Origin of the sequence: Vibrio sp. Isolate32 (assembly GCF_022397955.1) — a bacterium.
In the GTDB taxonomy this organism is placed as follows: domain Bacteria; phylum Pseudomonadota; class Gammaproteobacteria; order Enterobacterales; family Vibrionaceae; genus Vibrio.
The window spans coordinates 22,567-45,305 of record NZ_JAKEUQ010000015.1; the positions used below are offsets into that span (position 1 = coordinate 22,567).

Genomic DNA, 22,739 nt, shown 5'->3' on the forward strand with positions numbered 1-22,739 from the left:
CTAGGATCTAGGAACTCAACTCCATTTCCCCTATATTAGAATGACTTTATAAGAAAGAATTCCAATGAGCTAAGGAGCGAGCGCAATGACAAAAAGGACCAAGCCAGAAATTTTGGCTCAACAAACTGTCGCTCAATCAAAACTGTTCTCTATCGAGTCTCTCGATTTACGCTTTTCAAACGGCGAACAGCGCACTTACGAACGCATGAAGCCTAGCGGCCGCAACGCAGTAATGATGGTTCCGATTACTGAGCAAGGCGATATTCTGTTGGTACGGGAGTACGCAGCGGGCACAGAACGCTACGAGCTCGGCTTTCCAAAAGGGCTGATTGATCCAGGTGAACAACCAAGTGACGCCGCAGTTCGTGAACTCAAAGAAGAGATTGGCTTTGGTGCTAATAAACTCACTCCACTCAAGGAAGTGATTCTCGCTCCCTCTTACTTTTCTAGCAAAATGACGCTGTTTATCGCAGAAGACCTCTACCCAGAGAAGCTAGAAGGTGATGAACCTGAACCACTGGACATTGTGCGCTGGCCACTTGCTCAAGCCGAAGAACTGTTAACACATCTCGATTTCTGTGAGGCTCGTAGTATTACAGCCCTGCTATTAAGCCTTCGTGTATTAAACAATAATTAGAACATTCAGGCTCGCTCTAAGAGTAAAAGAACATTTATGCCAATAACAAAAGATTTGTCTCACCTCCTACCCTCTGTCATTGAGATTGCTCGCTCTGCTGGCCAACTCATCTTAGAGATCTACGAGAAAAAAGATTACGAAGAGTTCACCAAGAGTGATGATACGCCTGTCACCAGTGCCGATTTAGCAGCACACAAGCTGATCTCGAAAAAACTCAGCGAGCTCACGCCTGACATTCCAGTTTTGTCTGAAGAAGCCGCTGACATCAGCCTAGAGCAACGTTCTCAGTGGAATCGCTACTGGTTAGTTGACCCACTGGATGGTACTCAGGAGTTCATCGCACGAAGTGGTGACTTCGCGACAATTATTGCCCTAATCGAACATAACAAGCCAGTCATGGGTGTGGTATATGCACCCGTTTCAGGTGTGAGCTATTACGCTTACAGTGGCAAAGGCGCTTGGAAGATCCCAGACCTTAATGACAGCGTGAAAATCAAAATACATCGTCACGAGTTGCCAAACCAGTCAATCGCAATGGCGATCAGCCGTCGCCAAGACATCAACCGCATCACTAGCCGTATGAGCTCAGCATGGAATTATGATTTGGTTCCTCTTGGCTCAGCAGCGCTTAAGGCGTGTTTAGTAGCAGAAGGTGCTGTGGATTGTTATCTGCGCCTAGGACCAACCGGAGAGTGGGATACCGCAGCAACCCAGTGCATTGTTGAGGAAGCTGGAGGTCGTATCTTGAGTACACAACTAGAGCCACTCTCATACAATGAAAGAGAGACGCTAGAGAACCCGAACTTCATTGTACTGGGTGATGCAGACTTACCATGGGCCGAGATCTTACAAAGCAAAGATTAGGGGCTGTTGACCTAAGCTAGCTGGTACAGTCTTCAAATAAAAATGGGCACCTCAATGAGGTGCTCATTTTTATATCTCGATATTACATAACCCGTGGATACTAGTTCTGGAGTCGCAGCCTAACTAGAAGCGCCCTTGATAGCTAAACTGGTATTTACCTTGGCTATCCGGGTTACCGAGCCATTTCAGCTGACTCTGCATAGCTGGCGGGAATTCTGCCCCCGGTTTAAACCATGCTGCCGAGGTGTAGCTGTGATTGGGTGTAACATTCGCAGAGAACTCGCTATCCACTTGAACACTCTTCTGAAAGCCCTTGGCTGCCAGTGTATTATCTTCACAAGTGATGTCAGCAATCACTGGGCCAAGATCCAACGAACCCACTGGCGAGCCTACTGCAGCACCAGACCAAGCCACTGTGCCTTCTCCAGACTGACACCAAGGTTGAGCATGCACCGCATGCTTGATCGTCAGTTCAACTTGTCCACCAATTGAAACTGGGACTGGAATCGCTGGCGCATACTTCATCACATTCGCAGCGGGCATTGATGCCACTAAGTTTTCCGCATACGCGCCACTCATGCTGTACCCAACACGCCCTTTTCCTGACAAGTTCATGTCGCTATTGCGACCAAAACGAACCGCTAATTCAGCTTTAGCTTGGAAGAGTTTAGAGAACTGGAAGTCCCACTGTACTGAACCGTAATTAACATGCTGCCAAGAAATATTATTAGCGCTGCCTTGCCAAACCGTTCCTTCAACACCTTCAATATTCAAACCGCGCACAACAGGTGCATGTTTGAGCACAAATGAGGCAGGTAAGTGCAGCAACAGACTAACCGAGAAAAAGACAATAAAGATGCCACCAAAGAGTAAACCTAACTTCAAAGATAAACCGCGTTTCACATTAACCTCGTTTAAACTGTAATCGGTTGACCTCAATCACCCCTGGGTTATCGGCGCGATCAATGTCCATAAACTCAACCTCAACACCCTGTTTCTCTTTCAGGTGTGTTAGCCAATCTACGAACTGATTAAAAGGCACAGGTTTCACCCACACTTGCAGCATCTCGCCACGCGGTTGAACTCGAATTAATTCAATCTTGAAACGACGCATAGAAGCTGGCACAGATTGGTTTAAAGGCTGGCTAGCAACAATCCCACCACTGCCTCGCAGCTCCACCACTTCGTTGGCTTTATTAGTTACCCAAGTCAGCAGTTGCTTCTCACTTTGAATACGGCTTTGTGCCATCTCAGCTCGCTGACTAAGCGGCTGCAATAGCCCCCAGTACACGATGCCTACCACCAATAGAATGGAACAACCGATCACTAATCGTTGCTCTCTTTGACTTATTGAAGTCCACCACGCTTGGAGTGGCTCAATCATATTTCTCATCACTGATCTCCTTACGCTTTTTATTGACGGGGTTTAAGGGTAAAACTACCAAATACGGCATCACCATTACGATTCAATGGCCCTTGCTCAACGGTAAACTTCTCTTCAAGTTTCACTCGCGCGGTCTCGAAATGTTGGAAGTCAGAACTTTTCGCTTCCAATTTCACCTCTGAACGGTTGCCGTCGTAGCGAATACTATTCACTTCGATGGCTTTCACTTGTCCTAAAGTGTCTGGCAGTAACGCTAGCCATCCAAGTAAGGAATCACCATCACCCGAGCCACCATATTTCTTAGCTTCGTCATTCATCTGGTGCTTGAGATAGCTAACCGTCGGAATCCGTTGCTTACCCGGAAGTACGCTTCTAAAAATACGTTCACTCTCCGTTCGATACGCTGCGGCTTGTGCCTCGTATTGCTGAACCTTCAAGATTTGTTGAGTGACAATTATCGCCACCAGCAAACAAGCTGCAATCGCTACTTTTTGCCATACGCGCCAGTACTTACTGAATGAAGATTTGGTTTTAAAGGTGCCAGTCAGTAAGTTTACGCCACTTGTGATGGCTTGTTGGCTCAGTAAAGACATCACCAGTTCAGCAGGCTTGGCTTGCCACTCAATGCCACTTTGCTGTTGAACGTCATCACTTGGCAGTGCAGTGTAGCTAAAAATCGTTGGTGACTGCTCTTCATCATCCAAGGCAACCCAATCGCTTTGTAAGAACATCGCTAGCCATGCCTCATTGATCGACACAGCTTGATAGTTGCTTTGACGCAATAACCAATGCTGCTTGATCTGCAGCGCACTGATGCCCTGCTCTTCTAAAGGCAAGGCTAAAGTGTCTGGCAGTACTTTACGAAAGATAATATTGGCTTCGCGGAAGGTATCCAGCGCCTGCTTAAGCCACTCACGCTCAACACCACACACGGTGGCATGGGTTGCGTCTTTATCTAAAATAGTCAGATGTAAGTCTTCGATATCTTGCGCAACTTCGTCTTCTAATAAAAACGGCAGCATAGAATCGAACTGGCGAGCAGCACCTTTCGGGATCTCAACACGCTTAATTAAGCACTCATTTCCCGGCAATAAAGCGATACAACTGCGTTTTTCAGCGTAAGGGGCTAACTCATCCAGCTGCTCCCAGCTAGACAATTCACCACTTGCTATCACTTCTTGTTGGCTTGTCGACCAAACTAACCACTGCACTGGGCTCTGTGGTTCGCTACTCAGTCGAACGGTCAGAAACTCGCTCACTGATTCCTCCAAAACGACGGCGTACCACCGTCACTGTTTCTCGATTACTACTATAGAAAAGCGTTCGTATACGTACACGAGATTGCTCAACTAAAACCTCTGCATCTAGCTCAAAGTAGGCGCTATCTACAGTCAAATATGCTTTTGCTTTTTTGCTGATTTCTGCACTCACCGCTGTAATGGCGCTTTCTGCCATAAAATCATCTACGGTGTTCCACCCATCAAATGGGCGCTTATCAATCAGCTGTTTCGCATCCGACTCACTCAAGCCAGGTGCGAACATTGCTTCCAATAACGGCGCTTGTTGCTCCGTCAATGTATTCACGTTTAGTCGGAAGTCATCGGTCGGTAAGGCACACACAAAAGGGCGAACCTTATTCATGACCTCACCAGTCACCTGGTACACCGCTCTCAATTCAGACTCATCTGCCATTAAACCATTTGGCGTAACATAAGGCGGCTTCATCGCCTCATAAGTGCTGTCCTCAACACCAGTCGAAGAGGTTGATCGAGTATCGCTATCGACAAATTCCCAAGTTGAATGCGCGATAACCTCAGCTTGATAAGGCTCAATGTCTTGGTTTTCCAATAAGGTTTGCCAAACTGTCACTAAATACGGTGTCTGGTTGCTGGAAGTGGTTGTCACTCCCGCTAATGCATTGAGATTAAAACAAGATTGCGCGTCAATAATACGCCCTTTAACTTGTCCATAATCTAATGGGTATACCTGTTCTTCCAATGCCCACGGCTGACTGAGGTTGACCGTATCGCTGTCTTTATAGCTTTGCCTAATACCATCTTGTACTAGCGCTTCTACACCTATGCTATACCAATAAGCTTGTTGGTAATTCAACTGGTTACCAACGCGTTTGAATTGAGTAAACAAGCGTTCCGACATGCTGCCAGCAATGGTTGCCATTATCGCCAGTAACATCAGGATAATGATCAGCGCGACACCACGTTGCTTACGCCCTAGCGCTCGTCTTGATAATGCAAGCTGATTAGTTCGACGCATCATCGTTCCCCTCGCTACTACCTGAAGAGTCACTATTTGAGTCACCACCAACCTGATCTAGAGTGCCACTTGGTGTGAGATAAATTCGCTCTACCTCACCATAATCTTTTAATGTCAGCTTAAGTCTCACCGCCTTCGGTAGCGACTTATCGGCTTGCCACTCTTTGCCCCAACGCTTTCCGTCGTAGAACTCGAACTCCAAGGCTTCAACATCATCGAGCAAAGGGGTAATAACCGCTTCCTGCCCTGCAGGTGTATCCGGGTAACGCCACCACACGCGTTCGAGCGTCTCTTCTTTGAGGCGATAGCCCACTTTCGTCACTTCACCACGAGGAAACTGCTGCTGTGGGTTGTGCCAACCAAGACGAGTAAACACGATACCAATACTATCGGAATCCAATAAATACTCTTTCACTATAACCAGCTTAGATGATGCTTCTTCACCATCAGTACGAAATTGTCGTACTGCCATCTGGCGAAAATCATTATCTAAGATAACTAGACTGCGCTGTAGTTGATTCAAACGAGCACTACGCTCAGCTGAAAGTTCGTTGCTTCGCTGCACCTGATTCACTACTTGATAGGCCGCCATACTCAGCGTGGCAAAAATAGCAATCGAGACAAGCACCTCAATTAAGGTAAAGCCTCTCCCTTTTGAAGATAGACCCTGTTTGCGAGGCATACTGTTATTTACCGTCATGCTTTTAAATAACCGCATTCTCTTAGTTGACCACACGCTTTTAGTTAACCACATAACTTCGCACCGTAACGACTGGAGAAGCCTGTTTGCTAGTTGCCACGCTAACATCAAAAGCTTTTAGCAAATTATCGGCCGTATCGATTGGGGTAACTTTCCAAAACCACTCTCGACCCGCTAGCTCTTGCGTGCCTTGCGTCTTTTTTAGCTTCTCCGGGTGTAACATCACCAAAGCCATTTGATTATCAACGACCATAGCCGCGAAGGTTTTTTCCTCTAAATAGCTCAATGTATTGATGTGCTGGGTTACGGCGCGAATCACACTGATCGCCGCAGTAGCAAAGATCGCAAGCGCCACCAACACTTCAAGCAGCGTCATACCACGAGAGCGATAAGGAGAACGGTTATTCCTCTTCATCTTCTTCTCCTGGTTCTAGCAATCGAATCACACCATTATCCGACGCTTTAATGCGCCAGCCATCTTGTATGGTATCGCCAGTATTGGGATAGAAAGAGAGTGTAAATGGTGTCACTTCAGCACTCGACAAGATGTAGATCTGTGGTGGCTTAGGTTTCTTTTCTTCTTCAAGATCAGCAAACATATCTTCATCAAATAGGCTTCCTGGGTTGAATAACCGATCATCGTCTGCCCACGCGCCACCGCCTAAGCTGAGTGATAGTGCGAGCTCTTCCGGTAATTCTGTTGAAGAGGGTATTTTTTCGAATTCGACTTCCTGCCAGCCTTCAGACTTAAGCGTCATCAGAACATAGGTCGATTTCTTTTCATCGATGCGAATGCCAAAATCCAAACCACTCAAAATCGCCTCTTCATTGAGCAATTGAACTCGCTGATAAAAGCTTTGAGCGTATTTTTTGGCGGCATCTTTACTATTGGTAGGAATGGTCGCGATCACCGCGACCGCCGTTACTGACAGTAATACCAACACCAAAAGAATCTCAATTAAGGTGAAACCTGGCTGTGTTTGCTTAGTTTTCACCTTTAGACTCCATCTGTTTACGTCCTAACATCAAATAACGGCATCAAGTGACAATAAGCCTAGGCTTACTGAAAATCTTGCATGTTCCAGTTACCGATATCCGCAGCAATACCTTCTCCACCTTCTTGGCCATCAGCGCCAAGTGTAAAGATATCGATAGTGCCGTTATCACCAGGGCTTAGGTATTGGTACTCATTACCCCATGGGTCGTTAGGCAGACGCTTGATGTAGCCACCGTCACGGTAGTTACGAGGCTCTGGGCTGCTTGGCTTAGAAACCAGTGCATCAAGACCTTGATCCGTTGTTGGGTACACGCTGTTATCCAGTTTGTACATATCGAGCGCGTTCTCTAGCGCCACGATATCAGTGATGGCTTTTTGTTGGTCAGCCTTCTCTTTGTTACCCAATAGGTTAGGTACAACAAAGCTCGCCAACACGCCAAGGATAACCACAACAACCATCACTTCTAATAGGGTAAAGCCTGATTGTTTCTTCATTCTGTTTTTCATTATTTTCTCCAAATTACAGACAGCGAGTTGAGGGGAATGGTGTCCTTCTTCTCGATAATCCAAAAACGTTCTATGAACAGTATTAGCCGCTCATTAAGTTGTTCATTTCAAGCATTGGCATCAGTGTCGCCATCACAATAAACAGCACCAAACCCGCCATCAGAGCGATAAGTGCCGGGGTAAAAATGCCTAACGCAATATTTACCGTCGACTCAAAGCTTTGGTCTTGATTATCGGCTGCACGAGTCAGCATCTGCTCTAATTGACCACTCTGCTCACCACTGGCAATCATGTGCAGCATCATTGGAGGGAAGAGCTTAGTATGATCAAGTGCTTTACGCAGGCTTGTCCCTTCTCTCACGCTATCTGACGCTTGCAATACTTGTTGTTTAACATGGTGATTCGACATTACGTCAACCGCAACCTTCATCCCCTCAAGGATTGGAATCGCACTTGAAGTACAAATTGAAAGTGTGCGGGCAAAGCGAGAGGTATTAATGCCTTTCGCTATCTTGCCGATCAGCGGGATACTCAACAACTTTCTATCCCAACTTAGACGCACGCCCGGTCTTTTGAGTGCAGTCTTAATCAACACAATCACACCAATGATCAACAACAGTAATTGGATGCCCCAATTCTGGATAAATTCACTCGATGCCAATAAAAATTGAGTTGACTGAGGAAGCTCTTGTCCCATCTGAATAATAGGTTCAACAATCTTGGGTACTACCGTTGCTAATAGGAACGAAACGATAGTCACCGCAAACACCACCAGCACCACAGGGTAGATCATCGCTTGCAGCAGCTTAGAGCGCATCTTCTGGCGGTTTTCAGCGTAATCAGCTAATCGCTCGAGTACCGCATCCAAGTGTCCGGATTTCTCACCAGCCGCGACCATGGCTCTAAATAGTTCATCAAATATATGTGGGTAATCAGCCAAGCTATCCGCTAGCGAGTAGCCTTCTGTTACCTTAGAGCGAACCGCCAGTAACATAGTACGAATACGAGGCTTCTCCGATTGCTCAGCTACGGCTTTCAAACACTCTTCTAACGGCATGCCTGATTGTACTAGAGTGGAAATTTGGCGAGTAATCAAAGCAAGGTCTGGCGTGCTGATGCCACGCTTAAAACTGGTCGATGGCTGTGAACCTTTTGACGACTTAGCTTTAGCTTCGGTCATCTCAACCGGCATTAAGCCTTGCTCTTTTAAGCGCTGGCGAGCCTGACGAGCGTTATCCGCTTCAATCGAACCCTTTTTACTTTTACCTTTGGCATCCAGTGCTTTGTATTCAAATACCGCCATACTAGACTTCCTTGGTCACGCGCATCACTTCTTCTAGAGACGTTACCCCTTTCAGAACTTTGCTCAAGCCATCTTCTCGAATACTTGGGGTTGTGCCACGAATTGCTTTTTCAATCGCTTGTTCGCCGGCTTCACTGTGAATCAGCTCTTGTACCGAATCATCAATCATCAATAGCTCATGAATACCAGTACGGCCTCGGTAGCCTTTGTAACTACAATGCTCACAGCCTTTGGCATAGTAAAGCGTCAAACTCTCTTTCTTCTTCAAACCAAACAGCTTTTTTTGCTCTTTGTCTGCTTCGTAAGGCTCTTTACAGTCATTACACAAGGTACGAACCAAACGCTGTGCCAGAACACCCAGCAGTGAAGACGAGATAAGGAAGGGTTCGATTCCCATATCGCGCAGACGCGTGACCGCACCGATTGCTGTATTGGTATGGAGGGTCGACATTACTAAGTGCCCCGTCAAAGAAGCTTGAACAGCAATCTCAGCGGTCTCTAAGTCACGTATCTCACCAATCATGACCACATCAGGATCTTGACGAAGAATCGCACGTAAACCACGCGCAAAGGTCATCTCAACCTTAGGGTTCACCTGCGTTTGGCCAATGCCATCGATATCGAATTCGATTGGGTCTTCAACGGTAAGGATGTTACGTTCGTTGCTATTGAGCTCTTGCAAGCCTGCGTACAAGGTCGTTGATTTACCAGACCCCGTAGGACCCGTCACCAAAATAATGCCGTGTGGGCGCTGAATAAGCTTGCGGAAGTTTTCGTGATTCTCTACCGTCATGCCTAAACTGTGTAAGTCTAGACGAGTAGCATTCTTGTCCAACAGACGCATTACCACACGCTCGCCGTGCGAAGAAGGCATGGTAGAAACACGAACATCAACCGCTCGGCCACCGATACGCAAAGAAATACGACCATCTTGTGGCACGCGTTTTTCCGCGATATCCAGTTTAGCCATAACCTTGACACGCGAAACCAATAACGGCGCCAGTTTACGGCTCGGCGCTAAAACATCACGTAATATGCCATCGATACGGAAGCGGATCGACAATGACTTCTCAAAGGTTTCGATATGAATATCCGAAGCACCTTCTTTGATCGCCTCTCCCAACATCGCATTGATGAGCTTGATGATGGGTGCGTCATCTTCCGATTCAAGCAGATCTTCGTCTTGTGGCAACTCTTCCGCTAACGAGAAGAAGTCGTCGTTGTCGGCACCAATATCTTCCATTAACTGGCGAGCTTCCGACGAGTCACGCTGATAAGCATCGGTCAGCTTTTTATCAAATTCATCTGCAGTGATCGCTTGTGGTGTAAAACCATTTTTCACCACACGGCTCACTTCGATGATCGCCGCAGATTTCAGAGGCTCAACGTAATAAAGTATCGGAGCACGTTCTGGGTGCTGATACTCGAGCACCATCTTGTAACGGTTCGCAAAGCTAAACGGCAAGCGCTGATAAGTACTTGCCGCCCCTACCAATTCAGCCATTATTCTGTTTCCATCTGATCAATGAAGGCTTGGATCTCAGCCGGATGATTCATCTCAGAACCGAATTTAGACAACACTGGGATGTTATCGTTATCCATCAATTTCAGGCCCTGCTCTGACTTATACAGCTGTTCAGCACGGATGAAGTTGTATTTACGCTGAGTGATACCATCGGCTGTCATACCATCACGAATGATAGTTGGCTTGATGAATACCATTAGATTCTTTTTCTCAACCTGAGTACTGGTTGATTTGAATAGATGACCAAGCACTGGGATATCACCCAATAGTGGCACCTTAGATTCACTTTCTAATGCACGTTCATCAATCAGACCACCAAGAACCAGCATTTGGCCGTCTTGAACAATCACTGACGTATTTAGTTGACGCTTCGCAAAACGAACATCGACCGCGCCGTTCGCGCCCAATACATTCGACACCTCTTGTTCAATATTCAACTGAACAGAATCGCCTTCGTTGATTTGAGGAACCACTTTAAGCTTAATACCCACTTCTTTACGTTCAACCGTTTGGAATGGGTTGTCGTTGCTTGAGCCCGCCGTCGAGCCAGTAAGAACCGGTACTTCTTCACCAACGATAAATGACGCTTCACCGTTGTCCATCACGGTAATGCTTGGAGAAGATAGGATGTTTGAGTTTGAATCGGTCGCTACCGCGCTGATCAGTGCAGTCCAGTCACCCATCACCACACTCATAGCCGCGCCATTTACACCAGAAAGAGCTGACGCTAGTGTTGAATAGTCGCCCTTTTCAGTAGTCGTTTCATTACGTTGGAAATTACCATCAGAGTCGTAGACTGCAGTAGTCGTTTCAGTGTCTTTAGCCTCTTCCAGACCAACCATTACACCACCGATTGATGCACCAGTATTGCCGTACTGAATCACAGCACCTGTATCAAGGTTACCCCATTGCACACCAAGGTTAATGCCGTCACCTTCAGCCATTTCGACTATTAAGGCTTCAATCAATACTTGAGCACGACGAATATCCAGTTGCGCGATCACATCTTGCAGCGCATTCATGATGTCAGGCTGTGCTGTAATAACTAACGAGTTGGTATCACTGTGTGCAGAGATCATCACTTGGTTGCGTTGCGATGAGCTGCCTTTGGTTGAAGATTGTTTTTCTGACTGTAGGTTGTCCGACACACCTTTCAATACATCAACTAAATCTTCAGCTTTCGCGTACTTAAGATAGATAACTTGGTTGTTGCCCTTGGTTGCCATCTCGACATCAAGTTGCTCAATCAGTTTTCTTAAACGGCTACGAACCTTAGGGTCACCAGAGATAAGGATTGCGTTAGTACGCTCATCAGCAACCAATTTAGGTTGAAGGAAAGCAGGCGTATTCTTTGCGTCTGTGGTTTTATTCAGAGCATCAACAATGCGCACCATCTCAGCAGCTGAAGCATTCTTTAGCTCAACAACTTCAATTTCTTTGTCACCGGCTTGGTCAACACGCTTGATGATTTCCGCTAAGCGATTTACTACCGCCGCTCGGCCTGTAATAAGGATGATGTTGGCAGGGTCGTAATGCACAACGTTACCTGCGCCTGCGTTGTCGTTCAGTTGACGGAGCAAAGGAGAAAGCTCACGAACCGACACATTACGCACTGTCACAACTCGTGTCACGACGCTGTCTCCGTTGATTGAGTCACGGTCACCAACAACTGGAATTGCCGATGTTTTAGAGTCTTTGGCTTTGATGATCTTCAGAACACCCGAGTCCATTTCAACGACCGCGTAGCCGTACACCTCTAAAACGTTTAAGAAGAAGCTGTAATATTGCTCTTCATTAAGGACATCGTAGCTACGTACATCGATTTTCCCGCGCACCGATGGGTCAACGATGATCGTTTTCTCAAGGTTACGACCAACGATATTAATAAACTCTTGAATATCAGTGCCTTTAAAGCTGGCACTAAAATCACTAGCGATGGCTGCGGGTGTGCAGATTAAGCTTCCTGCCAGTAACCATGCACTTTTCTTAAACCAATGCTTCACGTACTTCTCCTACACTTTCGTCGTTAGACGCAAAGTATTAAAATTCAATAAACACTTGATGTTGTTGCCCATCTCGCTCAACGACCAGGTTTAGCTCTGTCAGCTCTGAGATGGAACGGAATATGTTGCCCATAGCGGCAGGGTCTGTCAGGTCTTGACCATTTAACTGAGTAGCAATATCCCCGTTTTTGAGCCCTACTGAGTTAAAAAGTTCTGAATCTTTGCCAGGGCTCACACGATAACCAATAACGCTATCGTCGCGCTTAACCTGAGACAGTCGAACATATTGGAAGATTTGTTGCGGATCTTTCATTATCTTCGCTTTAATTTCATCAAGCTTCTCTTCTGCAGAAGCCGGATTATTACCACGAACCGAAGAAGGGCTACGAGGTGCTGCAGGCGCTGATACCGCCAAACGCTTGTACTCGATACCTTCAAGCATCAGGGTTTCGTCTCGTCCTGAGTTATCAATGATCACGCGATCGATTAATACGGCTTTTAGCTTAGCTCGGGTGCCTTCGATCTCTTCATTAATTCCGTAGGTCGCTTGTGTTCCGCGATTCGCGATCACAGCTAAGCTCCGTTTGGGATTTGAACTCGCTACCGCACCCACTAACACTAAGTTAAGGCGAGTCTTTGGCGCATCCTGAATCACTTGTTGTTTAACCACTGCTGGCTTGCTTGGGTTGTAAGCACCAAACATGTTGCTCTTTTGCAAAGAAGAGATGTCTAAGGTTGATTGAGGAGCCGCAGACGATGAGACTGTTGCTTTCCAAGGCACAACTGTTTGCTCGGCCGGTTCAATAAACCAGACAAGCTGCCCTAAAATCCATGCAGAGGCTGCAATAAGCACACAACAAATAGCGAGGCTCAGTTTCTGCTGAAGCACAAATCCATTATCTAATAAGCGGCTCAGCAGCGGGGAATTCCCCATACGGCTTTTGAGCTCTAAAAAGTTCACTTTAACTGACCCATCCATAACTAAGAAAACTGTAACTTACTAAACTTTCAGCTTTTTATGCTTAAATTTTGTCCATGCTTTTTTGAAAGCATAAGACCTTGAACTATATCATAGACAATCTATAAATCTTCATTACCTAAGCTATTTTGTAATCTTCCTTGAAAAAAAAGCACGTTGCCTCAACATAAGCTTCTAACAAATGCGATAAGCATCATCAAATAAAACAAATCGCATAGTGTTGATACTGTTCAACGCTACTCACTTCTCAAAAAAAGGCACAGCCCTATATGAAAACGTCTAATGAAGCTGTCAGACTCGATAAATGGTTGTGGGCAGCGCGCTTTTACAAAACTCGCTCTATTGCTCGCAATATGGTCGATGGTGGCAAAGTCCACTATAATGGTCAGCGCTGCAAGCCAAGTAAGATTGTCGAACTTGGGGCAGTGATTACACTGCGCCAAGGTAATGAAGAAAAGACGGTAACGATCGAGAAAATTTCAGCCCATCGTGGCGGAGCACCGATCGCTCAAACCCTCTATGAAGAAACTACCGAGAGCTTGGCGAAACGAGAAGAGTTTGCGAAACAACGCAAGCTACACGCACATAACCCAGCTCCAGAGCGTCGCCCTGATAAAAAGCAACGTCGTGACATCATCAAGTTCAAGCATCAATAAGCTAGAAGGAATAGCCAAATGGCAAACAATGTTTTAAATCGCTACCTATTTGAAGACCTATCAGTACGTGGTGAATTGGTACAAATGGATGAAGCGTACCAACAGGTTATTTCTAGCAAGGAATACCCAGCTCCAGTACAAAAGCTGCTAGGTGAGCTATTGGTTTCAACCACGCTACTGACTGCGACCCTAAAATTTGAAGGCTCTATCACTATGCAGCTGCAAGGTGATGGCCCAGTATCTCTAGCAGTTATCAATGGCGACCATAACCAAAAGATCCGTGGTGTTGCTCGTTTTGAAGGTGATATTGCCGACGATGCTGGCCTACACGACCTAATGGGTAAAGGCCACCTAGTGATCACTATCGATCCTAAGAAGGGTGAACGCTACCAAGGTATCGTTGGTCTTGAAGGCGACACACTAGCTCAAGTACTTGAAGGTTACTTCGCAAACTCTGAGCAGCTTAAGACTCGTCTATGGCTGCGTACTGGCGAACATGAAGGCAAAGCACACGCTGCAGGTATGTTACTGCAAGTTATGCCTGATGGTACAGGTACTCAAAATGACTTCGAGCACCTAGAGCAACTAACAGATACAGTGAAAAACGAAGAGCTATTCTCTCTTGAAGCGAACGAACTGCTTTACCGTTTGTACAACCAAGAGAAAGTGCAACTGTTCACAGCACAACCGGTTGAGTTCTTCTGTGGTTGTTCTCGTGATCGTAGCGCAGCGGCTATCATTACCGTTGCTCAAGAAGAGATCTATGACATCCTAAGCACGGAAGGAAGCGTTGGTCTACACTGCGATTACTGTGGTACAAACTACTCATTCGACAAGAATGATGTTGATGCACTGTACGCTGAAGCAGCAGATAAAGGCAACAATACGGTTCATTAATTTACGGTGTACCCAAAACACGTAATTTACCCCAAAAAGGTCAGCACTCAGCTGACCTTTTTTGTGATCAAAATAGCGTAAAGTCCTTGGCATCTCGTAATAAAATCACCACTTAATTTTAATCAATTAATAATATTCTCGCCCCTAGCGCAAAGGTTTGCGTACAGGATAGACTAGTTGGGCCAATATGTGACGAGACGCTTAATACCTCATATACGGTATGAGTATTTTTTGAGCTGCATCCCTGTTTCCCCCGAGTCTCGTTGCTAGCATGGTGAGCAGATAACAATAAAAAATTAATACAAAATCCCTACAAAATATCCTATAAGGAGCACCTATGACCGTTATGGAACATACTAAGGCTGCACAAATTGATCTAACTAAGCACGGACTGACTGGCGTTACTGAAGTTCTTCGTAATCCTAGCTACGAGCAGTTATTCGTTGAAGAAACACTGCCAGGTTTGGAAGGCTACGAAAAAGGCGTAGTAACGGAACTAGGCTCTGTTGCGGTTGACACTGGTATCTTTACTGGCCGCTCACCAAAAGATAAGTACATTGTTAAAGATGACACGACCCGCGATACCATGTGGTGGTCAGATCAAGGCAAAAATGACAACAAACCGATCACAACTGAAGTATGGAATGAACTGAAAGAGCTTGTGACAACTCAGCTATCTGGCAAGCGTCTGTTTGTCATTGACGGTTATTGTGGTGCTAACCCAGATACGCGCTTAAGTGTGCGTATTATCACTGAAGTAGCGTGGCAAGCGCACTTCGTTAAGAATATGTTCATTCGTCCAACTGACGAAGAACTAGCAACGTTCGAACCTGATTTCGTGGTAATGAATGGTGCCAAAACAACGAACCCTAACTGGGAAAAACAGGGCCTAAACTCTGAAAACTTCGTTGCTTTCAACCTAACAGAGCGCGTTCAAATCATCGGTGGTACTTGGTACGGCGGTGAGATGAAAAAGGGCATGTTCGCAATGATGAACTACCTACTTCCTCTGCAAGGTATCGCTTCAATGCACTGTAGTGCAAACGTAGGCGAGAAAGGTGATGTAGCAATCTTCTTCGGCCTATCGGGTACAGGTAAAACAACCCTATCTACCGATCCTAAGCGTGAGCTAATCGGTGATGATGAGCACGGTTGGGACAACGACGGTATCTTCAACTTTGAAGGTGGTTGTTACGCGAAGACCATTCGTCTATCAAAAGAAGCAGAACCAGAAATCTACAATGCTATCCGCCGTGATGCACTGCTAGAAAACGTAACGGTTCGTGGCGATGGCTCTATCGATTTTGATGACGGTTCCAAAACAGAAAACACACGTGTTTCTTACCCGATTCATCACATCGACAACATCGTTAAGCCAGTATCAAAAGCAGGTCACGCTCAAAAGGTTATCTTCCTGACTGCTGATGCATTTGGTGTGCTGCCTCCAGTTTCTAAGCTGACTCCAGAGCAAACGAAGTATCACTTCCTATCTGGCTTCACAGCCAAACTAGCAGGTACAGAGCGTGGTATTACTGAACCAACGCCAACGTTCTCTGCGGCATTTGGTGCGGCGTTCCTTACTCTTCACCCAACTCAGTACGCTGAAGTGCTTGTGAAGCGTATGGAAGCAGCTGGCGCTGAAGCTTACCTAGTGAACACAGGTTGGAACGGCACAGGCAAACGTATCTCAATTCAAGATACTCGTGGCATCATCGACGCAATCCTAGATGGCTCTATCGATAAGGCTGATACTAAGGTTATCCCTATGTTCAACCTAGAAGTGCCACTAGCGCTACACGACGTTGACCCAGCGATTCTTGACCCACGCGACACGTACACTGACCCACTACAATGGGAAAGCAAAGCGAAAGATCTAGCAGAGCGCTTCATCAACAACTTTGACAAGTACACAGACAACGCTGAAGGTAAGTCACTGGTTGCCGCTGGTCCACAACTCGACTAATCCAAGCATCTGCTCGGGCTAAGCCAAAAGCGAGCGCCCATTTAAAACGATATTTTTGTAGCAAGCCCCTCTTTTGAGGGGCTTTTTTGTTGATGCTTGACCCTTTTTGTTCCACTCTGTTTTAAGACTATTGAGATTTAAGGCTTTCAGGGAATGAAAAAGGTATTCATGGTGTTCGGCATTGTGTTGGCTATCGCCGTTGCAGTCATCGCAGCGTTGCTATTAAGCCTGCAAACTCAATACCGCGACGATGTTGCTAACTTTTTTATCAAACATACGATTAAACAACCTGTGCTCATTGAAGATGTTCAGTATCAGGCGCCTTATCACATCACCTTAATGGGCATCACCCAAAGCCAATCTGAAAAACAACCACCTCTGTACATCGACAAGATCGACATTTGGTTCAGCCCAGACTCTCTTCTTGAAGCTAAGCTAGTGTTGGACTCCGTATTGATCAGCGGCCTGCAGTTAGAAGCAGACGATCTGGACATACTCACATCAGTGTTTGCCCAACCAAACATCAAGTTGCGCCAGCTGGCGATCAATAATCTAGATTTCTCGACTTCAGACTTTAATGCACGGGGCATCGACTTTCAGATCGCCGACCCCGTGTGGGGTAACCAAAACTCACAGCTGCCTTATGGCAAAACCCAACTTTCTGCCTCGCAGTTATATTGGCAAGGCGAAGCCTTCGATAACCTGTTGATAGACCTACATCTTAAACAGAGTGACAGCACCCTTTATGGCGCTTCATTTGATTGGCGCGGTGCCAAGATTTCTGGGCAAGCTGAACAATATCAACATGACTGGTCGTTGGTGAATGTGACGATTGATGGTTTGCGATTAAATGAAGAACAAGCTCAAAGCCTATTGAACAAAGAATGGGATGTGGCAGGTATTCAGATCAACCACATCAATAGCTTCGATATTCTGCGTAGCGACGTAGAGTGGAAAGATGGTCACCTTGCAAATTTTGATGCTTCACTAGAAAACATCCAATTGCCTTTTGAACTGTGGAAGCAACAGAAAGCCATTTTCTCTCTACAAGCTGAAGGCGTCACCTTAGATAATGATCAATTCATCGACCCAAGCCTCAAGCTGAACCTAGAGTCCAACCAAATTCTGGTTGAAGACTTCTACACACAATTCCTGCAAGGCACTGTTCAATTAAATGGCAAAGTTACCCCTACTACCATTGATTTGGCACAACTTGATCTTCAAGGCATCAAATGGATTACCGAAAGCCAAAACAATCATCTACCCGCTGCACGCTTAATACCTTGGCTTACAGAGCTCCAGAACGTCGAAATTAGCCGACTTAACATAGAACGCACCCAACTCATCCAACTCGCAGAGAAACCTTACTGGCAGGTATCAGGGCTGCATGCTGAAGGACATCACGTTCAACTGCTGCAAGATAGAAAGCTAGGTTTATGGCAAGGCAAATTGATGGCCAGCGCGAATGATGCTAGCTACCAAAACATTATTAGCGCTCAACCTGTGGTTGAAATGAATAGCGAGCAAGGAAAATGGACGCTGACACGCCTATTTGTCCCCCTAAAGCACGGCTATATTGAAGCCAACGCAACACTCGACTTCAACCAAATCAGTAAGCCATGGAGCTTAGATATCTCTGCCGATGGATTACCGATAGCACCCATGTTACGGCAACTTGAACTACCGCTCGACGCAACCGGTTATGGCGAGTTTGAACTTCAAGTTGCGGGTTTATACGGCGATTCCTTAATGCTCGGCTATTCCACAACAGGTCAACTCACTGGTAGCGTTCGCCAGGGTGTGATGACCTTTAACGATACGCTTTCTGAAACCTCGACCGATAACGTATTTGAAATCCCTGAATTCAACGCGAGTTTTGACCGCGGTCGCTTCACGCTTCAACCGATGCACATTATTGGTGCATCCGCAGCAGAGGGAGGTTCACAGAGAGTTCAAACTTTAAATGGCGAAATGTCAGGAGAGCTCGACTTGCTAAAAGCAGAGCAACACACTCTCTCTATTTCACTATACGACCAGTGCCACCAAATATCAGGCAAGCTCACCCAAGCTGAGTATTCCAAAATTAACGACTGCCAACAAAAAAGCGCCACCCCACAAGAGTAGCGCCTTCTATCTGTATCTTTATCTGCTAGCCATTGGCAGCTATACGCTCACGTTGGAGTCTGTTGATAATCTCTTTTTGTAGTCAGGGATCAGCATATAGGTTCCCGTAAACTCAACCGCTTCCACATCGCCGCTGTGAATGGTCACGTGAATGATGATACGTGCCTTTCTGCCTGACGCGAGGCGGTCTAAATCACCACTGATCCCATCCAATGAAGTAGAGGCAACAGGGTTTTGCTCAACCGGATGACGATAACGAATATTACTGTCTGCCAGCACGATATCACCGGTCAGGCCACGCTCTTTCATCAGTAACCATGTCATTCCCCAACCCGTTAAGGTCGCAAGCGTAAAGGCGGAGCCTGCAAACATGGTGTTATGCGGGTTCAAGTTAGGATTCAGCTGAGCACTGCACTCAAACTGGTAACCTGTGTATTGGTTAATCTTGATGCCCATCTTGTCACTGATCGGGATCTGATGTTCCCAGCGCTGCTGCAGCTCATTACACCACTCAGGCTTACGCAGAACATCTGCCATTGGATCAAGGTGCTTAACCATTTGTTGGTGACGCACTGGGCCACGTTGGTCGTTAATCTCACCGCGACGTTCAAATTCATTCTTCTCATAGAATGAGATCGCATCTTCACGTGCATTACACACCAAGCGCTTAGCGCCCTCTTGGCGAGCCAGTGACTCAAGCGCGACCAAAATCAGTGAGCCCATGCCTTTGCTACGGCGAGAGTTCTTCACCGCCATATAGCGGATCTGACCTTCGAGATCTGGGGTGACATAAAGACGACCAATCGCCATCGGTCGACCACGACCATCAACGATCATGCGATGGTGACTCATTGGGTCATATTCATCGCGCTCAGAACCTACCGGCATTCGCCAAGGTTCACGCAACATCTGCCAACGAAAATGGTAATACTTGTTCAGTTGATTTTCGGTGGTTGGGGTTATGAGTTTAAACATGCTTATTCCTTTAAGCTTAAACCTGCAGCCAGAATGTTACTGGGCCATCATTAACCAGAGACACTTTCATGTCGGCTGCAAATCGGCCACGTTCCGTTGGCAACACTGATTGACATTGGTCAGAGAAATAATTGTAAAGACGCTCTGCATCTTCTGGGTGAGCGCCACGAGAAAAGCCAGCTCGTGTGCCTTTTTTGGTATCGGCTGGTAGTGTGAATTGAGAAACCACTAACACCTTACCATTCACCTGCTTCACGTTGAGGTTCATTTTATCGTCTTCATCTCCAAAGACACGATAAGTCGTCACTCGTTCCATCAAACGTTTCGCTTTGGCTTCGTCATCACCTTTTTCTACGCCTAATAGTACTAATAAGCCTTGATCAATCTCACCAACTACTTCGCCATCAACACGGACGGCAGCTTCACTTACTCTCTGAATCAGTGCTATCACTGTTGTTTCCTTGCTCTGTGATTTTGTTGTTATCCGTGGAGTGTACCATTATTTCTTGCGTCTCACTCCACTCTTCCTGCTCACCAAGCGCGGCTGTCACCTCAGCGCCCACCAGCACGATCAACCAACACAAATACACCCAGACAAACAAAATGGGAATTGCCGCTAATGCGCCATATATCAGTTGATATGAGGGGAACTGAGTGATGTAGGCCGCGAAGCCTTTTTTACTGAGTTCAAACAACAACGCCGCAACCAAAGAGCCAGCTGCCGCATGAGAGAAATGGATTTTCTTATTGGGTACCAATAGGTATAAACCAAAGAACGCAAAGAAAGAGAGAATCAGAGGCAGTTTGCGAATCAGAGTATTAAAGGCACCAGACACCACTTCGTTTTGTAGCAAGCTTAATGATGTCACATATGAGGTAGCTGCAATGCTCGCTCCAACCAAAATTGGCCCGAGAGTGAGCACCATCCAGTACATCGAGAAAGACAATACTGCACGTCGCTTCTCGGTCACACGCCAGATATAGTTTAAGTTCTTATCGATATTAGAGATCAGCATCAGCGCAGCGATAAATAAGAACACACTACCAACCGCCGTCATTTTGCCCGTGTTGGCGACAAACTCTAACAAGGCACCATGCACCGCATCCCCTGACGCAGGAACAAAGTTAGTAATGATGAAGTTTTGAATCACGATACCCACATCCGCGAACACGGAAAATGATGACAAGATAGAGAGCAAAACCGTCAACATGGGTACGATTGAAAGTAAGGTAATGTACGCCAAATAGCCCGCATTCACATTGACTCGATCATGCGTCATACGCGCTAAGAGGTAGCGAAAATACTGGATACTAAGTATGCCGACCTTTGTTATCTTCAACTTGTATCTCCCTGGTAACTCGTTCATAGTCCTAATTATTATTCCGATATATCAATCACAGTGAATAAATGTTCAAAAATAGCGTAGGAAAAAGGCTTGAGAACAAGGCAGAGTTTTTTGATAAGTAGTTATTCTACAATCAAAAATTCTAACGCCGTTATCGAGGATTTTAACAAGCTAGGTTGAGCGGTTATTTACTACGATTGATATTATTTAACTATAGGAAACAAGGATGCCTTATTTAATAGTTATAGTCCTCTCTATTTTTACTCTTACTGGATGCCAATCCGCTTATTACTCTGCAATGGAGCAAGTGGGCTATCACAAACGTGACATCATGGTCGACAGAGTAGAAGATGCAAAAGAGTCGCAGCAGGATGCTCAGGAAGAGTTTACCAGCGCACTGGAAGCACTCAGCAGCCTGACTAATTTCAGTGGCGGCGACCTAGAAGACATGTACAACAAGATAAACGATAAATACCAAGACAGCGAAAAAGCGGCGCAAAATGTGAGTGACCGAATCGCTGCGATCGAAGATGTGTCTGATGCGCTGTTTGAAGAGTGGCAAGCCGAGCTCGATCTCTACACCAGTGATTCCCTACGTCGTTCGAGTGAGCAAAAACTGCGTGAAACGAAATCGTCTTATCAAACCATGCTGTCAGCCATGAAGCGCGCTGAGAAGAAGATGGATCCAGTACTCAATACCCTTCGCGACAACACCCTTTATTTGAAACACAACCTCAATGCGAGTGCAGTTGGTTCACTGCAAAGTGAGTTTATGAGTCTAGAAAAAGACATCGCATACGCGATCAAACAGATGAATGCAGCGATTGCCGAGTCGGATAAGTTCCTTGCTCGGCTAAATCGGAAGTAACGCCTGAAAAGACAACACAAGATAAGCCCGTATGAACCCAATCATTATAACTGGCGGCCCTGGCGCCGGAAAAACCACACTGATTAATGCGTTGGCTGATGCGGGTTGCCTCACCTTCGCCGAGTCCTCTCGCCAGTTAATAGAACAGCAAAGTCAGATTGAAGGCGGTATCTTACCTTGGGTAGACCTTCCCGGTTTTGCTGAGCTTTGTCTAGGTGTGATGGACGAGCAAAAAGACCAAGCCAATCAACATCCGATTGCCTTTCTCGATCGCGCTATTCCGGACATTTGTGGCTATTTGGCTCAGGCTAACCTAGAGATCAATGCGACCTACCGAGAGGCAAGCCAAGGTTACCACTCTCAAGTATTATTCTGTCGCCCCGAGGTTTCGATCTATGTTCAAGATGAAGTGCGCCCTTACCCATTTGAAGAAGCGTTAGAGATTCACCACGCGCTGGTGAGAGTCTATCAAGAGCTGGGTTATGATGTGGTTGAGGTACCGTTTATGTCGGTGGAAGAACGAGTTCAATTCGTTGAAAACCAACTAAGTATCAGCAGCTAGATTCCTGATATCTACTCATCGATTCTGGAATGACGACTCGATGAGTAGATATGGATAAAAGACAACGAGTATCGAAGATACCCACCCTCTTAGTATCTGGTTATCTCCAATCTAAACACGCTCTTCGTATCCCGCATCCCGTTTACTCGAATCTAAACAAACCAAAAAACAAAAG

Annotated in this window: 23 protein-coding genes; 8 read left to right on the forward strand and 15 right to left on the reverse strand. The window is 46.1% G+C overall.

Features of this window, described 5'->3' with window-relative positions; all coding sequences use genetic code 11:
* The first annotated feature begins 85 nt into the window (after positions 1–85).
* Together nudE and cysQ are read left to right on the forward strand one after the other, a co-directional pair.
* The gene (gene nudE, locus L1D11_RS12650; RefSeq protein ID WP_239831735.1) at positions 86–637 is read left to right on the forward strand and encodes an ADP compounds hydrolase NudE; all 552 of its coding nucleotides are present in this window, start codon (positions 86–88) and stop codon (positions 635–637) included.
* Positions 638–673: 36 nt separating this feature from the next.
* The gene (gene cysQ, locus L1D11_RS12655) at positions 674–1,501 is read left to right on the forward strand and encodes a 3'(2'),5'-bisphosphate nucleotidase CysQ (RefSeq protein WP_239831736.1); all 828 of its coding nucleotides are present in this window, start codon (positions 674–676) and stop codon (positions 1,499–1,501) included.
* A 123-nt stretch (positions 1,502–1,624) separates the two neighbouring features.
* Here cysQ and L1D11_RS12660 read toward each other — a convergent pair whose 3' ends face one another.
* From L1D11_RS12660 to gspC, 12 genes are all read right to left on the reverse strand, one after another.
* On the reverse strand, positions 1,625–2,404 hold the full coding sequence (locus L1D11_RS12660) for a type II secretion system protein N (protein ID WP_239831737.1): 780 nt from the start codon (positions 2,402–2,404) through the stop codon (positions 1,625–1,627).
* Position 2,405: 1 nt separating this feature from the next.
* Positions 2,406–2,894 carry a type II secretion system protein M gene (locus L1D11_RS12665; protein ID WP_239831738.1) on the reverse strand — a complete coding sequence of 163 codons (489 nt, stop codon included), beginning with the start codon at positions 2,892–2,894 and terminating at the stop codon, positions 2,406–2,408.
* A gap of 20 nt (positions 2,895–2,914) precedes the next feature.
* Positions 2,915–4,144: a type II secretion system protein GspL gene (gene gspL / locus L1D11_RS12670; RefSeq protein WP_239862555.1), complete on the reverse strand. Its 1,230-nt coding sequence runs from the start codon at positions 4,142–4,144 to the stop codon at positions 2,915–2,917.
* Positions 4,113–5,162, reverse strand: coding sequence for a type II secretion system minor pseudopilin GspK (gspK, locus tag L1D11_RS12675; RefSeq protein ID WP_239862557.1), 1,050 nt, complete (start codon positions 5,160–5,162; stop codon positions 4,113–4,115). The genes gspL and gspK overlap by 32 nt, the downstream gene beginning before the upstream one ends.
* Positions 5,146–5,913: a type II secretion system minor pseudopilin GspJ gene (gspJ, locus tag L1D11_RS12680; RefSeq protein ID WP_239831740.1), complete on the reverse strand. Its 768-nt coding sequence runs from the start codon at positions 5,911–5,913 to the stop codon at positions 5,146–5,148. The genes gspK and gspJ overlap by 17 nt, the downstream gene beginning before the upstream one ends.
* A complete protein-coding gene (gene gspI / locus L1D11_RS12685; RefSeq protein WP_105057736.1) occupies positions 5,900–6,274 on the reverse strand; it encodes a type II secretion system minor pseudopilin GspI in 375 nt (124 codons plus the stop codon). The genes gspJ and gspI overlap by 14 nt, the downstream gene beginning before the upstream one ends.
* Positions 6,261–6,854, reverse strand: coding sequence for a type II secretion system minor pseudopilin GspH (gene gspH, locus L1D11_RS12690; protein ID WP_239831741.1), 594 nt, complete (start codon positions 6,852–6,854; stop codon positions 6,261–6,263). Before gspH ends, gspI begins: the two co-directional genes overlap by 14 nt.
* A gap of 65 nt (positions 6,855–6,919) precedes the next feature.
* The gene (gspG, locus tag L1D11_RS12695; RefSeq protein WP_017062485.1) at positions 6,920–7,363 is read right to left on the reverse strand and encodes a type II secretion system major pseudopilin GspG; all 444 of its coding nucleotides are present in this window, start codon (positions 7,361–7,363) and stop codon (positions 6,920–6,922) included.
* Positions 7,364–7,445: 82 nt separating this feature from the next.
* Complete coding sequence (gene gspF / locus L1D11_RS12700; RefSeq protein ID WP_239831742.1) at positions 7,446–8,666, reverse strand: type II secretion system inner membrane protein GspF; 1,221 nt, start codon at positions 8,664–8,666, stop codon at positions 7,446–7,448.
* A gap of 1 nt (position 8,667) precedes the next feature.
* On the reverse strand, positions 8,668–10,170 hold the full coding sequence (gspE, locus tag L1D11_RS12705; RefSeq protein ID WP_239831743.1) for a type II secretion system ATPase GspE: 1,503 nt from the start codon (positions 10,168–10,170) through the stop codon (positions 8,668–8,670).
* Positions 10,170–12,194: a type II secretion system secretin GspD gene (gene gspD, locus L1D11_RS12710; RefSeq protein ID WP_239831744.1), complete on the reverse strand. Its 2,025-nt coding sequence runs from the start codon at positions 12,192–12,194 to the stop codon at positions 10,170–10,172. Before gspD ends, gspE begins: the two co-directional genes overlap by 1 nt.
* A 37-nt stretch (positions 12,195–12,231) precedes the next feature.
* Positions 12,232–13,128: a type II secretion system protein GspC gene (gspC, locus tag L1D11_RS12715; protein ID WP_239831764.1), complete on the reverse strand. Its 897-nt coding sequence runs from the start codon at positions 13,126–13,128 to the stop codon at positions 12,232–12,234.
* Positions 13,129–13,442: 314 nt separating this feature from the next.
* Between gspC and hslR the strand changes: the two genes are divergently transcribed.
* The 4 genes from hslR (at position 13,443) to L1D11_RS12735 (ending at position 18,813) form a co-directional block, all read left to right on the forward strand.
* Positions 13,443–13,829: a ribosome-associated heat shock protein Hsp15 gene (gene hslR, locus L1D11_RS12720; protein WP_239831745.1), complete on the forward strand. Its 387-nt coding sequence runs from the start codon at positions 13,443–13,445 to the stop codon at positions 13,827–13,829.
* 18 nt (positions 13,830–13,847) lie between these two features.
* Positions 13,848–14,726, forward strand: a complete 879-nt coding sequence (gene hslO, locus L1D11_RS12725) for an Hsp33 family molecular chaperone HslO (protein ID WP_239831746.1) — start codon at positions 13,848–13,850, stop codon at positions 14,724–14,726.
* A 337-nt stretch (positions 14,727–15,063) separates the two neighbouring features.
* Entirely contained in the window at positions 15,064–16,689 is a 1,626-nt protein-coding gene (pckA, locus tag L1D11_RS12730; RefSeq protein WP_048663054.1) for a phosphoenolpyruvate carboxykinase (ATP), read from the forward strand.
* Between the two features lie 153 nt (positions 16,690–16,842).
* Positions 16,843–18,813: an AsmA family protein gene (locus tag L1D11_RS12735; protein ID WP_239862559.1), complete on the forward strand. Its 1,971-nt coding sequence runs from the start codon at positions 16,843–16,845 to the stop codon at positions 18,811–18,813.
* Positions 18,814–18,852: 39 nt separating this feature from the next.
* Here L1D11_RS12735 and L1D11_RS12740 read toward each other — a convergent pair whose 3' ends face one another.
* From L1D11_RS12740 to L1D11_RS12750, 3 genes are read right to left on the reverse strand one after another with little or no spacing between them, the layout of a single operon-like run.
* Positions 18,853–19,788 carry a bifunctional GNAT family N-acetyltransferase/hotdog fold thioesterase gene (locus L1D11_RS12740; protein ID WP_239831748.1) on the reverse strand — a complete coding sequence of 312 codons (936 nt, stop codon included), beginning with the start codon at positions 19,786–19,788 and terminating at the stop codon, positions 18,853–18,855.
* Between the two features lie 16 nt (positions 19,789–19,804).
* On the reverse strand, positions 19,805–20,239 hold the full coding sequence (gene dtd, locus L1D11_RS12745) for a D-aminoacyl-tRNA deacylase (protein ID WP_239831749.1): 435 nt from the start codon (positions 20,237–20,239) through the stop codon (positions 19,805–19,807).
* A complete protein-coding gene (locus L1D11_RS12750) occupies positions 20,211–21,155 on the reverse strand; it encodes a virulence factor BrkB family protein (protein WP_239831750.1) in 945 nt (314 codons plus the stop codon). The genes dtd and L1D11_RS12750 overlap by 29 nt, the downstream gene beginning before the upstream one ends.
* A 205-nt stretch (positions 21,156–21,360) precedes the next feature.
* On the opposite strand from L1D11_RS12750, the gene L1D11_RS12755 reads away from it, so the two are divergent.
* Together L1D11_RS12755 and L1D11_RS12760 are read left to right on the forward strand one after the other, a co-directional pair.
* On the forward strand, positions 21,361–22,002 hold the full coding sequence (locus L1D11_RS12755; protein WP_239831751.1) for a DUF2959 domain-containing protein: 642 nt from the start codon (positions 21,361–21,363) through the stop codon (positions 22,000–22,002).
* 31 nt (positions 22,003–22,033) lie between these two features.
* Positions 22,034–22,564 carry an AAA family ATPase gene (locus tag L1D11_RS12760; protein WP_239831752.1) on the forward strand — a complete coding sequence of 177 codons (531 nt, stop codon included), beginning with the start codon at positions 22,034–22,036 and terminating at the stop codon, positions 22,562–22,564.
* Positions 22,565–22,739 lie beyond the last annotated feature (175 nt).

What these genes read in the sequence shown, in the direction of transcription:
- nudE (WP_239831735.1), top strand. Translation starts at nt 86, where the DNA reads ATGACAAAAAGGACCAAGCCAGAAATTTTGGCTCAACAAACTGTCGCT.
- cysQ (WP_239831736.1), top strand. Translation starts at nt 674, where the DNA reads ATGCCAATAACAAAAGATTTGTCTCACCTCCTACCCTCTGTCATTGAG.
- L1D11_RS12665 (WP_239831738.1), bottom strand. Translation starts at nt 2,894, where the DNA reads ATGAGAAATATGATTGAGCCACTCCAAGCGTGGTGGACTTCAATAAGT.
- gspK (WP_239862557.1), bottom strand. Translation starts at nt 5,162, where the DNA reads ATGATGCGTCGAACTAATCAGCTTGCATTATCAAGACGAGCGCTAGGG.
- gspJ (WP_239831740.1), bottom strand. Translation starts at nt 5,913, where the DNA reads ATGTGGTTAACTAAAAGCGTGTGGTCAACTAAGAGAATGCGGTTATTT.
- gspI (WP_105057736.1), bottom strand. Translation starts at nt 6,274, where the DNA reads ATGAAGAGGAATAACCGTTCTCCTTATCGCTCTCGTGGTATGACGCTG.
- gspG (WP_017062485.1), bottom strand. Translation starts at nt 7,363, where the DNA reads ATGAAAAACAGAATGAAGAAACAATCAGGCTTTACCCTATTAGAAGTG.
- gspF (WP_239831742.1), bottom strand. Translation starts at nt 8,666, where the DNA reads ATGGCGGTATTTGAATACAAAGCACTGGATGCCAAAGGTAAAAGTAAA.
- gspE (WP_239831743.1), bottom strand. Translation starts at nt 10,170, where the DNA reads ATGGCTGAATTGGTAGGGGCGGCAAGTACTTATCAGCGCTTGCCGTTT.
- gspC (WP_239831764.1), bottom strand. Translation starts at nt 13,128, where the DNA reads ATGGGGAATTCCCCGCTGCTGAGCCGCTTATTAGATAATGGATTTGTG.
- hslR (WP_239831745.1), top strand. Translation starts at nt 13,443, where the DNA reads ATGAAAACGTCTAATGAAGCTGTCAGACTCGATAAATGGTTGTGGGCA.
- hslO (WP_239831746.1), top strand. Translation starts at nt 13,848, where the DNA reads ATGGCAAACAATGTTTTAAATCGCTACCTATTTGAAGACCTATCAGTA.
- pckA (WP_048663054.1), top strand. Translation starts at nt 15,064, where the DNA reads ATGACCGTTATGGAACATACTAAGGCTGCACAAATTGATCTAACTAAG.
- L1D11_RS12735 (WP_239862559.1), top strand. Translation starts at nt 16,843, where the DNA reads ATGAAAAAGGTATTCATGGTGTTCGGCATTGTGTTGGCTATCGCCGTT.
- L1D11_RS12740 (WP_239831748.1), bottom strand. Translation starts at nt 19,788, where the DNA reads ATGTTTAAACTCATAACCCCAACCACCGAAAATCAACTGAACAAGTAT.
- L1D11_RS12750 (WP_239831750.1), bottom strand. Translation starts at nt 21,155, where the DNA reads ATGAACGAGTTACCAGGGAGATACAAGTTGAAGATAACAAAGGTCGGC.
- L1D11_RS12755 (WP_239831751.1), top strand. Translation starts at nt 21,361, where the DNA reads ATGCCTTATTTAATAGTTATAGTCCTCTCTATTTTTACTCTTACTGGA.
- L1D11_RS12760 (WP_239831752.1), top strand. Translation starts at nt 22,034, where the DNA reads ATGAACCCAATCATTATAACTGGCGGCCCTGGCGCCGGAAAAACCACA.